General features: G+C 44.9%; 13 protein-coding genes and 1 riboswitch. Of the genes, 5 read left to right on the forward strand and 8 right to left on the reverse strand.

The features are described from left to right. Nucleotides 1–5: 5 nt before the first annotated feature. The 5 genes from C9J01_RS03580 to C9J01_RS03600 all read right to left on the reverse strand — a co-directional run bounded on the left by C9J01_RS03580 (nucleotide 6) and on the right by C9J01_RS03600 (nucleotide 6097). Entirely contained in the window at nucleotides 6–452 is a 447-nt protein-coding gene (locus tag C9J01_RS03580; RefSeq protein WP_107296721.1) for a tripartite tricarboxylate transporter TctB family protein, read from the reverse strand. 62 nt (nucleotides 453–514) lie between these two features. Next, nucleotides 515–1474 (reverse strand): Bug family tripartite tricarboxylate transporter substrate binding protein, encoded by a 960-nt coding sequence (locus C9J01_RS03585; RefSeq protein WP_107296722.1) that lies wholly within the window; start codon nucleotides 1472–1474, stop codon nucleotides 515–517. Between the two features lie 104 nt (nucleotides 1475–1578). Next, nucleotides 1579–2304, reverse strand: a complete 726-nt coding sequence (locus C9J01_RS03590; RefSeq protein ID WP_107296723.1) for an IclR family transcriptional regulator — start codon at nucleotides 2302–2304, stop codon at nucleotides 1579–1581. Nucleotides 2305–2703: 399 nt separating this feature from the next. Then, complete coding sequence (locus tag C9J01_RS03595) at nucleotides 2704–4278, reverse strand: BCCT family transporter (RefSeq protein WP_107296724.1); 1575 nt, start codon at nucleotides 4276–4278, stop codon at nucleotides 2704–2706. A gap of 487 nt (nucleotides 4279–4765) precedes the next feature. Next, a complete protein-coding gene (locus C9J01_RS03600; protein WP_237156854.1) occupies nucleotides 4766–6097 on the reverse strand; it encodes an NCS2 family permease in 1332 nt (443 codons plus the stop codon). Between the two features lie 86 nt (nucleotides 6098–6183). Further along, a riboswitch (purine riboswitch) is annotated at nucleotides 6184–6283 on the reverse strand. A gap of 229 nt (nucleotides 6284–6512) precedes the next feature. Here C9J01_RS03600 and C9J01_RS03605 point away from each other — a divergent pair. Continuing rightward, nucleotides 6513–8402 (forward strand): PhoX family protein, encoded by a 1890-nt coding sequence (locus C9J01_RS03605; RefSeq protein WP_107296725.1) that lies wholly within the window; start codon nucleotides 6513–6515, stop codon nucleotides 8400–8402. A gap of 26 nt (nucleotides 8403–8428) precedes the next feature. Here the strand turns inward: C9J01_RS03605 and C9J01_RS03610 are convergent, their stop codons facing one another. The 3 genes from C9J01_RS03610 to C9J01_RS03620 form a co-directional block, all read right to left on the reverse strand. Next, nucleotides 8429–8977 (reverse strand): peptide-methionine (S)-S-oxide reductase, encoded by a 549-nt coding sequence (locus C9J01_RS03610; protein ID WP_107296726.1) that lies wholly within the window; start codon nucleotides 8975–8977, stop codon nucleotides 8429–8431. A gap of 51 nt (nucleotides 8978–9028) precedes the next feature. Continuing rightward, nucleotides 9029–9874, reverse strand: coding sequence for a patatin-like phospholipase family protein (locus C9J01_RS03615; protein ID WP_107296727.1), 846 nt, complete (start codon nucleotides 9872–9874; stop codon nucleotides 9029–9031). Between the two features lie 78 nt (nucleotides 9875–9952). Further along, complete coding sequence (locus tag C9J01_RS03620) at nucleotides 9953–10429, reverse strand: hypothetical protein (protein WP_107296728.1); 477 nt, start codon at nucleotides 10427–10429, stop codon at nucleotides 9953–9955. Between the two features lie 183 nt (nucleotides 10430–10612). On the opposite strand from C9J01_RS03620, the gene msrP reads away from it, so the two are divergent. From msrP to C9J01_RS03640, 4 genes are all read left to right on the forward strand, one after another. Beyond that, a complete protein-coding gene (gene msrP, locus C9J01_RS03625) occupies nucleotides 10613–11623 on the forward strand; it encodes a protein-methionine-sulfoxide reductase catalytic subunit MsrP (protein ID WP_107296729.1) in 1011 nt (336 codons plus the stop codon). 50 nt (nucleotides 11624–11673) lie between these two features. Next, complete coding sequence (gene msrQ / locus C9J01_RS03630; RefSeq protein WP_237156855.1) at nucleotides 11674–12327, forward strand: protein-methionine-sulfoxide reductase heme-binding subunit MsrQ; 654 nt, start codon at nucleotides 11674–11676, stop codon at nucleotides 12325–12327. A 148-nt stretch (nucleotides 12328–12475) separates the two neighbouring features. Beyond that, nucleotides 12476–13120, forward strand: a complete 645-nt coding sequence (locus C9J01_RS03635; protein WP_107296730.1) for a hypothetical protein — start codon at nucleotides 12476–12478, stop codon at nucleotides 13118–13120. Nucleotides 13121–13126: 6 nt separating this feature from the next. Next, nucleotides 13127–14461: an MATE family efflux transporter gene (locus C9J01_RS03640; protein WP_107296731.1), complete on the forward strand. Its 1335-nt coding sequence runs from the start codon at nucleotides 13127–13129 to the stop codon at nucleotides 14459–14461. Nucleotides 14462–14611: the final 150 nt, after the last annotated feature.

Raw genomic sequence — 14611 nt, forward strand, 5'->3', positions numbered from 1 at the left:
AACTCCTAAAATAAAATACCGAATCTAAAAGGGACTTTCAGAACATAGTTAAAGATGCAGTAAACCACGGTAGTAATAACTAACGAAAAACCTATTCGCTGAAGTAACTTGTAATTGCTAAACCAAGTAATAAATCCATATAGCATTACAAAAGTAGATACCACAAAACCAATTACATTCATGCAAACGAAGTAAACAACTAACGCCACCATGGTGATGTATACGCGTATTTGATTATCTCCGAGAAGCTCTAAAGGTAGGCTTTCTTTTTCTCTAAGTGCCGCAATACCAACAATAAACGCCGCTACAAACATGATTGCCGAAATCAATATTGGCCACACAGCAGGACCTGGCACTCCTCCTCTAGAATCTGGTAACTGGTTTGCAAAATATATCGTAAAGAGGGATAGCGCCATAAACATGGCTGATATAACAAGCTTTCCATATCTCATAATGACTTCCTAACTGCATGGGTCAATGGCATCAACCCTGTGCCATTGACCCACAGTGCCAGTTATTTATTTAGACCAATACTTTCAATTAGTTGCTTATAGAAATTATCTTCGTTTGCAATTTTCTGAGCAAACTTATCAGTCCCGATGACTTCAATATCATTGTTAGTATTGTTCATGAACTTAACAAAGGTCTCTGTCTCTGCCGCATTAAGAATCGACTTAGTTAGGAAATCTACTGTCTCTTCTGGCGTATTGGATGGAACCGCATAACCACGCCATGTACCGATAACGACGTCATAGCCGAGCTCTTTCGCTGTTGGGACATCTGGATTGTCTTTCAGACGGTTTGGTGCAAGAACAGCCAAAGCTCTTAATGTGCCTGCTTCGACATGAGACGCGACTTCAGCGTAAGAAACAGAGACACCATCTAGGTGATGACCAAGTAGTGAAGTAATTGCCGCTGAAGAGCCCTGGAAAGGTACATGAGTAAACTCAACCCCAGCAGCTTGCTCCATACCTGCGCCTGCTAGGTGCCAAATTGAGCCAGTCCCCGAGTTACCAAATAGAAGGTTATTTGTTTTAGCGCCCTCAATAAGTTGGTCTAGATTCTTATAAGGTGAGTCGGAAGGCACTGTAATTGCCGCATAGCCTGAGTTAACCATGGCAAGTGGCTTGAATTTTTTATAATCAATATCGCCACCATTACCAGTATGAGGAAGCATAACCAGTTCTGGTGCAATCATGGTCACGATGGTGCCGTCAGCTTTTGAGTTCATGCCATATGACATACCAATCGAACCTGCACCACCCGTCCTGTTTTCTACTGCGATACCTTTTGGAAAATCAGGCTTTAGTGCTTCTGCTAATGCACGGCTCACACTGTCTGAGCCACCACCCGCTGAATAAGGTACAATAATTTTAACTGGTCCATCTGGGTAATTATTGGCTGCAGTAGCAGTTGAAACACTGGTTGCTGCAAATACAGCAGACATCATGACAGCGGTAATTAACTTTTTCATTTTTGACCTCTTATTATTACACGACCCAATTTAAAAAATAAATAGGCATGGGTACTGATAGTTGTGTTTGTATATGGAGTAGAGTACGTATTTAAATACGAATATTAATTAAGTTGTTCAGATATCGATTGACAATATTTAGTAATTAATGGAATTAACTCCTTCATCCTTTCCTCTGGCATATATTCTTTAACACTAGTTACAGAAACTGCCGCAATGATATTGTGATATTTATTTCTAATTGGTACTGCAACACAACGAACTAAATCTTCGTTATCTTCCAAGTCATAGCTATAGTCATGCTTTGAGTATTCTTCCATCCTACTCATCATTGAATTAACACTATGTGGAATTTGTGCATTTATCAGGCGTGCCCATTCTGTTTTCGGCATATCTATCATTAGCGCTTTGCCGATGCCAGTAGCAGAAAGAGGCAAACGATCGCCAACTTGAGAACGAAGTTGTATGGTGCGCTGACCTGGAATTTTGTCTAAATAGAAGATTTGATCCTCATCCTTAATCCCCAAGTGAACCGTTTCCTTAGTGACAGATGACAACTCCCTTAGGAAAGGCTTTGCAATCTCCTTCAGTGGCATATCTTGTTGAGCACGAACTCCTAACTGGATTACTTTGGTTCCCAGCACCAAGCCAATCCCTTTCACCTCGCGGACATAACGTGCTTCGATCAGGCCCTGCAAAATTCGATGTACCGTCGATTTGGGTAAACCGAGTCGTATGCAAATATCTTTAAGTTGACGATCACCCGCTGCTATCGCATCGACTACATCAAATGCTTTTGCTAATGCCTGATTACCCTTTGACTTGAGCATATACACTCCTTAAAACCCTCGAGAAAAAATATAGCGGACATGAAGTTAAAATATTGTGATCAATATCCACGTTCCACTTTGTAATATGCTGTTCCCACATTGTGGAATTTTCAGAAGAGATAGAGCAGTTATTGGCTTTGCTTGTTTGGGTAGATAAATATTGGCGTATGCAATAAGACTTTATTTTGAAGGGTTAAATACGGTAGGGAAATAGATAACAGCATGATTAAAGAGAAGTAATGCAGAAATTATGAAATGAGTCATTACCAAGCTATTTATCGCTAGCAATACAAAATTATTAATCTCGTGCAAACGAAATAAAAAAGGATCTGATGTAATCAGATCCTTTCATATATTCAGTCAATCATCATGGCAGCATTTATATGCCACCAAGAAACTTTACTTATTGTATTTCTCAGTACTAAAGCCCATCAGCAAGCTGACACACATTAGCAGCAAAATGAAGACAAATGGCAATGCTGTTGAGATTGCACCAGCCTGAAGTGCTTCAATCGCTTCCGTACCGCCGACATACAGCAGAACCGCTGCAACGGCACCTTCGATGAAGGCCCAGAAGATACGCTGAGGCATTGGCGAGTCAATCTTACCGCCTGCAGTAATGTTATCGATAACCAGCGAACCTGAGTCAGAAGAGGTAATAAAGAACACCATAACCAGGATAATTGCTGTCACAGACAATAGTGTGCTTAGCGGTAGTGATTCAAACATCTCGAACATCGCCAACGGAACTGAAGTCAGACCGTTTTCGCCCAGGATACCAATACCGTTGATCACTTGATCAATCGCTTGACCACCGAACACAGACATCCAAAGCGTGGTGATAAGTGTCGGTACAATCAATACAGCAATCATGAACTCACGAATAGTACGACCTTTCGATACGCGGGCAATGAACATACCTACGAATGGCGACCAAGAAACCCACCAAGCCCAGTAGAAGATTGTCCAACCGTGCAGCCAAGATTGGTCTTCACGGCCGTGCGGGTTACTCAAGGCAAAGAAGTTTTTCGCGTAACCGGCAACAGTTGTCGGCACTGTGCCCATTGAGATAGCAAAGCCAGCCAGTGCAACAAATACCAGCAGTGCCAGAGCAACAAGCATATTGATGTTACTTAGAAGCTTAACGCCACCGTCGATACCACGGGCTACCGAGATAACCGCAAGCAAAGTCACGACTGCAATGACGGCAATCTGAAGGCCAATTCCGCCTGAAATACCAAATACGTGTTCAATACCGCTGGCAGCCTGCTGTGCACCAAGGCCAAGCGAGGTTGCCAAACCAAACATCGTCGCAAGGACAGCGAAAATATCAATAATATGACCCGGCCAGCCCCACACTCGATCGCCAAGGATCGGATAGAAGATTGAACGGATGGATAACGGCAAACCTTTGTTGTAGGCGAAAAAGGCAAGAGAAAGCGCAACAACACCATAAATAGCCCAAGGGTGAAGACCCCAGTGGTACATGGTCGCACCCAGAGCAAGCTCTACTGCAGCTGGCGTGTTTGGCTCAACGTTCAATGGCGTACCGAACCAACCGGTGTAGTAAGCAACAGGCTCTGCCACGCTCCAGAACATCAGGCCGATACCCATACCCGCTGCGAACAACATCGCCAACCAAGACATACGGGAATAATCAGCTTCGGAATCCTGGCCGCCGATACGGATTTTACCGAAAGGCGAGAAAATTAGGCCCAAGCAGAAGATAACAAAGATGTTACCAGACCAAAGGAACAAAGCATCGAAGTTGTTGATGATGCCATTTTTGATTCCATCCAACGCAGCTTTAGACGACGCAGGATCGCTCACCAAAATTGCCACGATGAATAGAACAATCAAACCAGCACTGGTACCGAAAACAGGGTTGTGAACATCAAACCCCCATTTTTGGATGTTATCCTGCCCTACCGTATAGTCCGTATTGTCTATGCTGTATCTATCAACTTTTTTCATTGTATTTTCCTACAAGTATGCCGAAGCACTTCGGAAGCATTATCTGACCTATCAGTAAGATTAGACTGATGGGCCAGATAATGTCTCAGTTGCGCTTGGGCACAAAATAGTTAGCCCTGTAAATAATCAAACGTGAAGTAGATCAAACCATTTCCACCCCTAGAGTGTCAAGTTTTGCTATAAATCAACGGCTAAAGCACAAAGTTTAACCAAAAAATGTTAGTTTTATGCTCATCAAAAGCATATTCCAACAGGCAATTTATTTTGTGAACTAATCATTATTGCTTCTAGAGGAAAAATAATACTTAGAAGCTCTTTCCCTTTTTTACCTCCCCTATGGGTAAAGCATGTTTTGAAGATCATTACTTCAAATTTCATTAGGCATATCAAACTAATCTCTCATAGTCGTTTGATATTTATCATCACCATAACGACAGAAGCGGCCCGTAGGCCGCTTCAATATACAGTTTTGTTTATTCTGCGAAGATTAGATAAACAGCAGGTAACCCATGAACATGGCTGCCAGCGAGTAAATCACAGGGTGTACTTCTTTCGCCTTGCCAGCAACAACCATGGAGAACGCGTAGCTCACAAAGCCCATTGCCATACCGTTTGCCGGTGAGAATGACAGCACGGTAAACATAATGGTAAAGAAGGCTGCAATTCGAACTTCAACCACTTCCCAGCGGATCTTGGCGATACGGCCAATCATGTAGATACCAACCACAACCATTGCCGGTGCTACCATCGCAGCAGAGAAAATTGAGAAGATTGGGTAGAAGAAAAGTGAAGCAAAGAACAAGCATGCCGCAACTACAGCACTCAAGCCCGTTTTCGCACCTTGTGAAGAGGCAATACCTGATTCAGAAAATGCTGTTACCGACGTTGTACCCAGCACCGCACCGACAACTGTACCACCCGCATCTGCAACAAGGGCAGATTTTGCATTTGGTACTTTACCGTCTTTATCAATGATACCTGCATCGCGACCTACCCCAACAATGGTGCTCAAACCATCAAAGAAGTCGACAATAAGGAAGATCAACACAACAAAAAGGAGGTCGAACATTTTCTCTGGGGTAAAGCCGGAGAAATCAAATATCTGCCCGAATGTCGGCGCAATGCTCGGCGGCAGGGATACGATTGAATCAGGAATAGGTGCATTGCTGGTACCGAATACAAAGTCGGCAGCAACTGTTAGTACAATCGCAGAGATAAAGGCAAAGAATGTGGCCAGTTTGATATTGCGGATCATACAGGCCAGAGCGATGAAAATAGAGATATAGGCAATCGCCACCTGAGGGTCACGAATATCGCCTAGGCTAACAAGGATGATTGGGTTTGAAACGATAATACCGGCGTTCTTTAGGCCAAGGAAAGCAATGAACAAACCTAGGGAAACCGAGATAGCCAGTTTTAGATCTTCCGGAATCGACTCAATCAAGCTCTTGCGGATTGATGTCATACTCAACAGAAGGTAAATAATACCCGAAATGAAGATACCCAGTAGCGCTTCATGCCAGACCAAGGCAATTGTACCGCTGAGAAGAACGCCCTTGAAGAAGCCATTCATACTCATACCAGGAGCAAGCATCACCGGGTAGTTACCCCAGATCCCCATCACCAAGGTAGCTAAACCTGAAGCAATAGCGGTTGCTGTGAATAGTGCTCCCCTATCCATCCCAGGGATATCCCCTAAAATAGCAGGGTTAACGGCAAGGATGTAGCTCATTGCCAAAAAGGTAATAAAACCTGCATACATTTCTGTCGAAACAGTGGTCTTTCGCTCAGAAAGTTTAAATATCTTTTCCAAATTCACAACAAATACCTAAGGGCAAAAAATCATAGGAAAGATATTATTAAATAGATACTTAGCGCGAGACATCTGAACCAAGATGTATAGCTACCGAGCTACGGATAAATTGTAGTTTCAGGAATAGGTCCTGAAGTAGAAACTTTTGGTCCGTCTCACCAAAAATATACAATTTAATAATTCTTGCTCGCGGATTTTAATGGTCTGAGTTGTGATTTCAATCTTGTAAATTGAAAAAAGCGACACCTGAAACATTTTGAAACAATATAAAGCAAACGTTTGCGTCGATATCGCAATAAAGCTCTGATTTCGTAAACTTACCGTCACCAAAGTGATACATTTCCGTCACAAACACCCTTTAGGATACAGTCAACAAAATGCTTAACAGCCTAAAATTGCGATAATAAAAAGGAAGCAAACCATGAGCACCAAATCTGATTTTTCTCTTCGTGCAGAACCTGAGTTTAATCAAATCATTGAAAAAGGAATTAACCGTCGTCAGTTCCTCAAAGCCTCTTCAGCCGCAGGTACTGTTGCTTTTTTCGGAACCTCTCCCCTATCGAACGCAATTGCGGCAACGACAAATAATAAAGACTTGATTGGCTTTGAAGCTATTCCTGCTTCTACCGAAGATAAAATCATCGTGCCAAAAGGATATCAAGCTGATGTCCTTATCTCCTGGGGCGATCCTTTGTTCAAGGGGGCTCCTGCATTTAGCCAACAGGCTGACAGCCAAGCTCAGGCCCTTCAGTTTGGTGACAACAATGACGGTATGACCTTCTTCCAGATCAGCGCTGATCGTGGTGTCTTATCCATTAACAATGAGTACACCAACCATGAATATCTTTTTGCCCACCAAGGCAAAACAATGTCAGCCGATGACGTGCTTAAATCGCAGAACGCTCATGGTATTTCCGTTGTAGAACTGAAAAAAGTTGATGGCAAATGGGAAGTTAACCAAGAGGGTCGCTTAAACCGTCGTATAACTGCCAACACAGAGATGGAGTTGACGGGCCCTGCTGCCGGTGATGCTTTGCTGAAAACAGCAGTAGACCCTAAAGGCACCAAAGTCCTCGGTACGTTCAACAACTGTGCCAATGGTGAAACACCTTGGGGTACCTACCTCACCTGTGAAGAAAACTTCAATGGTGTGTTTGGCTCTAAATCGGAAAACCTTGTCCTTGATAGCAACCAAAAGCGTTACGGCCTAAGCACTGCAGGGGCTGGTTACGACTGGTTCAAGCATGATGATCGCTTTGATCTTGCCAAGACTCCTAATGAACCAAACCGCCATGGCTGGGTTGTTGAAATTGATCCAATGGATCCAAACTCCACCCCAAAAAAACGTACTGCGCTTGGCCGCTTCAAACATGAAAATGCAGCCCTGACTATCAACAATGATGGCTATGTCGTTGTCTATCTCGGTGATGACGAGCGTGGCGAGCACCTCTATCGCTTTGTGTCAAAGAACAAGTACAACCCAAGCAATCCTGCCGCAAACCGTGACATCCTTGATGAAGGCACATTGTATGTCGCTAAATTCAACGCCAAAGACGGTGAACTAGAAGGTAAAGGTGAATGGATTGAATTGACCTTCGGCAAAAACGGACTGACCAAGGAAAATGGCTTCAACAGCCAGGCTGAAATCCTAATTTTTGCCCGTAAGGCTGCAACCCAAGTAGGCGCAACGACTATGGACCGTCCAGAGTGGGTCGCGGTAAACCCTAAGAACCAGAGCGTATTCTGTACTTTAACTAACAATAAGTACCGTGGTGTTAAAGATAATCAGCCTGTTGACGCCGTCAACCCACGCGAGAAGAACCCTTATGGTCACATTGTTCGCTGGATGCCATCAGGACAAGACCATACTTCGAACAACTTCGATTGGGATCTTTACCTCATCGCCGGTAACCCAACCATACACGAAGGGTTAATGGCAGGTAGCGACAACATCAATGCCGATAACATGTTCAACAGCCCAGACGGTATAGGTTTTGATAACGCAGGGCGCCTGTGGATCCAAACTGACGGCAAATATTCAAATACCGGTGATTTTGCCGGTATGGGTAATAACCAAATGCTTTGTGGCGACCCAGACAGTGGCGAAGTACGCCGATTCCTGACAGGCCCTATCGCTTGTGAAATTACAGGGTTGACGTTTAGCCCAGATCAGAAAACCATGTTCATTGGCGTGCAGCACCCAGGTGAAGATCTAGCACCTTCTCATTTCCCAGACGGTGGTAACTCTATCCCACGCTCGTCAGTGATTCGTATCACTCGCACGGATGGCGGCATCATCGGCGCGGCTTAATACAACAAAAACCATAGCTCACTAGCTCATTTTGGCGGGTCTTCGGATCCGCCTTTTTTACAAGCATGCTCGATTAAGCGCTGTTTTTCTTCATTGACGTGATCACCAAACCGAGCCAATAAGATCTGAAGCTTGGGCATGATCTGGCCCTCACAGAAAGGTCGGTTAGGATGGTCAAAAAAGTAATTCTGTTTTTCATCATCACAAGGTTCAAACTCTCCGCCATCTTCAACCTGGGTCAATAATGGTTCACGAAAGTCACCTTGATGTAAGTTTACCGCTTCTAAGGCTCTGCTCCTTTGAGGTTCTGAGTAGGCGTAAACAGCAGAAGGATAACGGTCACGAAGAGCATGTTCGGAAGTACAATGGTGGGTATGAAGATGGACGCCGACTAACACATCGACGGTTATTTTCAGTGGATCGTACTCCACCAGCACAGCTTCATGGCGCTCATCGCCATTAAGCGCAGCCATCCAGCCCTGCTCTGCCGATATTACGCCTTCAAGGGATTGAAACACCGCCTCCATGCACCAGTAGCAGCTGCCAGAGAAACCAAGCTGCTGTGTTTTCAACATATTTCCACCCTATCAATATCCAATTCCACACCATTGAAGTGTAGCTCGGTATCAGGCTGTCAGGTGTTTCGCCGCTTTTATGCCCTGCTCATACCCCATCTGGAGTTTACGGCTGTCAGTGGTTACCCTACCTACCCCAAAATCATCCGGTGGGGTGATCACCTTGATACTACAATCCTCCGGTGGGTTATAGATAAAATCTATCGCACGGTTATAACTGTCGGCACGCTCTATCATAGCTTGTGCTAGTTGAGGTTTATCACGGAGCAGCTTTCTAATCAACCAAGTACTTTTGGGACTCGCCTTGCGGTAACCCTTCGGACGAGAAAGAACAACCGTTATATCCCTCGCGCCCATCTCATAGGCTTTAATGACAGGGATAGAATCAGCCACACCACCGTCAGTCATTTCATACCCATCCAACTGTGGATAGTCACGGTATGCGAGCGGTACCGCACAAGAAGCCTTGAGCAGCTGATTGAGATTTTGCTCAGTTGCCTGAATGTAATGTGGCTCACCGTTATCAACATTGGTGGTAACGACATACAAGGGGATCATTTGTTGTTCCAACTCCCAGCCGTCTATGGGAATTTCGTCGATAGTGACATCCCAAAGCCAATCAATATCTAGCCAGTGACCACCACGGATAAACCGAGGCAAGTCGATAAATTGCTTACGGCATGAGTAATCAGTGATAACACGGTGGGAACGGCCATGTTGGTTTGCCAACCATGCTGCTAAATTTGTTGAACCGGCAGAAACACCAATACAGAAATCAAATGGTCGATGATTAATGTCGAGGAAATAATCAAGCACACCTGCTGCAAAGATCCCTCGCATTGCTCCACCCTCAACCACTAACGCAGCCTTAGTACCAATTGTACCTTCAATAATCATACTGTCTAAAACTCCTTTTCATTCAGACAGTTTAGAATAAGGACTCTAAATATTAACTGAAGATTAGCAACAATTTGCTTAAAATTGGATCTCTGCCAAATTAAATCGGCTCATGGCATCTTGGTATCCGGTTTTATCCGCTTGATAAAAAGGTGCGGGCATTCTGTCCTCATAACCTAACTGAGTAATCTTCTGCCATTCAGAACGTGACAGGATCACGTAATCAAGGTGCTGGTCCAGTAACTGGGCTATAGATTCTATCGACAACTCATCATCGCGTACCAGGGCTTTTAGCTTTCCGGTTAGCACTGACAGTGGAAGTACCAGTACACGTACTTTGTCCTTACGGGATGAACAGGCCTTGGCTTTGATAGAAGATCGGGCAAAGCTATAAATTTGCTGCCATTCAGGCTTGCCTTGCCGAGTCACAAGGTTATGCCGATAACAATAATAAGCTTCGAAATATTGGCGTAGCGAGTGATACCGCTCGTTATAGGCTTCTAGGTAGATATGCTGCAACTCAAGATTGGCACTAAATTCATTGGTCGCCACCATAACAGCTCCATTTTTCCTATTCTTCTAGTTAATTACACACCGAATGACCAATGCCAGTCGCTTTGGCCGCTGACCTTACCTGCTTTCATCAGATTTTCCATAAAAATCTGACTTTAACGTGAAATTTATCGCGAAGTGTCTAGGTCTACTTGTTTAACATCATCTTTGATAAAGGAATATTCAATGCTAATCAAAAAGCCATCTCAGCTATCACTGAGCGAAAATGAGGCGACACCCGAGGCTATTTACAAGCAAAGACGTACTATTTTAAAAGCATTGGGTATCACAGTTGCAGGCTTGCCTCTCGCACAAACTGCCCAGGCTGGTCTTTTCGATGGATTCGGCAAAAAAGAAGCACCGGTCGATAAAAGACGAGCATTGGCCTCAGCATCATCACCTTATTCAAACAAAGCTTTGTCTCTTACCCCAGAAGACAAGGTACTTGAATACAATAACTTTTATGAATTTGGCACCGACAAGTCAGACCCTGCCGCAAGGGCCCAGAACTTTAGAACCAATCCGTGGAACATTGAAATCGGCGGCCTTGTCAGCAAACCATACACACTGGGTTACGAGGATATCTTCAAGTCATTCCCTATTGAAGAGCGTATCTACCGTCTGCGCTGTGTTGAAGCATGGTCGATGAATATTCCATGGCTTGGATTTCCATTAGCGGCATTGCTGCGTAAGGCTGGGCCACTAAGTAATGCTAAATACGTCGCGTTCGAAACCCTTTACGATCCCGAACAAATGCCGGGCCAAGCTTCAAGACGGCTAGGTGGTGGCATTGATTACCCTTATGTTGAAGGTTTGAGGCTAGATGAGGCCATGCACCCTCTGACACTGATGTCTGTAGGTCTGTACGGGAAAACGCTGGCACCGCAAAACGGCGCACCGATAAGGCTTGTGGTGCCTTGGAAATATGGCTTCAAAAGTATTAAGTCAGTAGTCAAGATCACCCTAACAGACAAACAGCCACCAACAACCTGGAACATACTGGCCCCGAGTGAGTACGGCTTTTACGCCAACGTAAACCCTAAAGTGGATCATCCTCGTTGGAGTCAGGCGAGTGAACGTTTTATCGGTGAAGGCAGTATCTTTAGTAGCCGCCGACAACCAACCAAGATGTTCAACGGCTATGAGTCACAGGTTGCTTCTCTGTATAAAGGATTAGACCTCAAACGTAATTACTAACAGGTTTCTTTATCATTAGACTTACCTCTTTATTTTCTCAGGAGAACAACATGCCATTACAAATGACGACTCAATGGCGTTGGAAAATGACGCCACGCCAAGTGTTTTGGCTAAAAGTATTGATCCACAGCGTGTCGCTTATATTTGTTGCGCAGCTAGTGTATCTCACACTCACAGGAGGCATGGGTGCTGATCCGGTGCAAGGGATCAGTCACTACACGGGCAAAGCTGCCTTAAATACCTTGCTGATAACCCTCCTAGTGTCACCACTGGCTAAGTTATTCAAAGCAGGGATGCTAGTTCGTGTTCGTCGACTGCTCGGCTTATATTGTTTTTTCTGGGCCGTACTCCATCTAACCGGATACGTCGCACTAGATTTGAACTTCAACTGGTCACTAGTACTCGATGAAATTGTCAGCAGGCCATATTTGACCGTAGGAGCGGTAAGCTGGACGATTCTGTTGGCACTGGCTGTCACCTCGACACAGGGTATCCAACGCCGCATGGGAAAACACTGGCAGAAGCTGCACAACTGGGTTTACCTTGCCACCCTACTAGCACCGATTCATTATATTTGGTCGGTAAAATCAGGGCTTGTCGAACCGGTAATCTATATCTTGATAACCCTTTCCTTACTGGCACTGCGCTATAAAACATTTCTCAAGGGGATCCCAACTAAGGTAAACATGATACGTGTTAAATAAGTCACTGTTTCACACCAACAAAATAGCGGATATACAGTGCTCACCGTCAAATTTCTGATACGATATAGATATCTACGTCCATAACGGACTTTAAGGCCGGAGAAAAGGGTTCCCACTCCGGTCCTTGCTGTGAGCTAGTGGGGCAAACTTGTTTTCTGAGCAACTAATTTCTGAATACCTTTCAACCAGCATCGAGCAGTTTCAACAAGACTGCTCAGCACTGTGCGCGCAACATTACCCTACGGTGCATAACCGGGGCATGCGTGAGAACCATCTTGGCAAAGCGCTTTGTCGCCGAATAATGGCAACGCTGCAACAGGCCGAACTTGACGCCCACTTCTCACAATTAAAAAACGATGATCAAATATCACAGCCGTTATTCGTTATTGAAACTTCGGACTTTGCCATTGCGGTTATCGCTCACCGGCTGCTCAGTGCAAACAAAGCATGCCGTGCCGGTTTAGTTTCGACGATTGCCAACGTAAAAGGCACCCTTTCCTTGTCGAAGCCAACTTATATTGTGGTTGTTGCCGATCATTGGTTTGATCGCAGCAAGGCAAGCAAAGAGATCCCTGCCTGGTGGCTTGGCCAACTTCCAACTAACACAAGTGACTATGCTGGCGATGGCATAAAGTTGATGGAATCGGCCGACAATATTGCCTCTCAACTAGACAAGGAGCACCAAGTAACATCTGGCCAGTACCACCTACATCACCCGCTCAAACGTGAATCGAATAATAAGACGGTGCACAAATACCTTTTATTGAGTGCCTTTATCCCATTGCATAAGTAGTTAACCATGTCTTCAGCTTCGCACCTCTCCCTTAAGGAAGACTCGATAGGTCGCCTTTTCTTGCGCTATACCATGCCAACCATTGCAGCCATGCTGGTAACGGGTATATATGTTGCTATCGACGGCATGTTCGTTGGCCACTTTATTGGTGAAAATGGTCTGGCGGGTATTATGCTGGGCTACCCGATAGGTTCAATCCTATACGCACTTGGCGCGATGATAGGTATGGGTGCCTCTGCACTAGTCTCGATAAAACTTGGCGAAGGTAACGAAGAAGAGGCCAAAAATATAGTCGGCAACGCATTGTCGTTGTGCGTTATTACCTCGCTCATCACCTGTACTTTGGGTGTCATATACGGCGAGTCGTTATTAAGGTGGCTTGGTGCTGAAGGTGAAATTCTACAGATGGCATCGGACTATCTATTTTGGTATTTCACCTTAGGTGCATTTCCTATCATCTCAATGGCTTTCTCTGCCCTTTTGAGGAATGACGGACAACCGAATCGCGTTACCTTAATCATGATTTTGGGCGGTGTACTGAATGTAGTATTGGACTGGCTGTTCATCGTGGTGATCCCCTGGGAGCTCACCGGTGCGGCAATTGCTACCATGCTGTCACAACTGGCAACCGCCCTACTTTGCCTCCAGCACTTTTTCTCAGACAAAAGCCAACTTCGAATTACTTGGCAAACACTCAAATTAAGATGGCACGATGTCGGCCAAATTTGTCAGCTAGGATTTTCCAGCCTGCTGATGTACCTCTACTTATCTGTGGTACTGACACTTCACAACAAAGCTTTCCTCTGGGTCGGTAAACCAATTCACGTCGCAGCATATGGTATTGTCAGCTATACCGAAGCTTTCTTCTATCTTATCTTTGAAGGTATTGCGCTCGGTATCCAGCCTATTACCAGCTACAACACGGGAGCAGGTCGACATGACCGAGTCATTGCCGTCAGAAATCTAGGCTTTGCTGCCACATTGGGTGTTGCCCTGCTTGGTGTCGCATTTATCTACAGTCAACCTGACTGGCTTGTATACGCCTTTGCCGGAGACAACCCAGCCCTTCACCCTGTTGCGGTAAACGGTATCTTGCACTACTTCTGGGGACTGCCAATGGAAGGAATGCTATTGGTCGGTGCAACCTATTTCCAATCTATCAACCGTGCCCGTGAAGCCTCCATGCTCTCCGGTGGTAAGCTTATCCTTATCAGCCTGTTTATTTTCGGACTCGCTAAAACATTGGGAGTCGACGGTGTTTGGATTGCCCTACCTCTGTGTAGTTCCGTACTAACTATTTGGATGGTTTATGCTCTGCGCAAGCAACGTATGGTTGAATAGTGAAATAACATGAACGGGGCAACGCAAACGTTTCGCCCCGCTTTTTCGCTGCTTTATTGGGCATATTTTTAAGCACCAGCTTGCGATATAGTGACCATGCTCACAGAATGTGATCACACTGTGCAATACTGATTTTCAATAAAATGCTAT

It is taken from the genome of Photobacterium rosenbergii, from assembly GCF_003026455.1.
Classification (GTDB): domain Bacteria; phylum Pseudomonadota; class Gammaproteobacteria; order Enterobacterales; family Vibrionaceae; genus Photobacterium; species Photobacterium rosenbergii.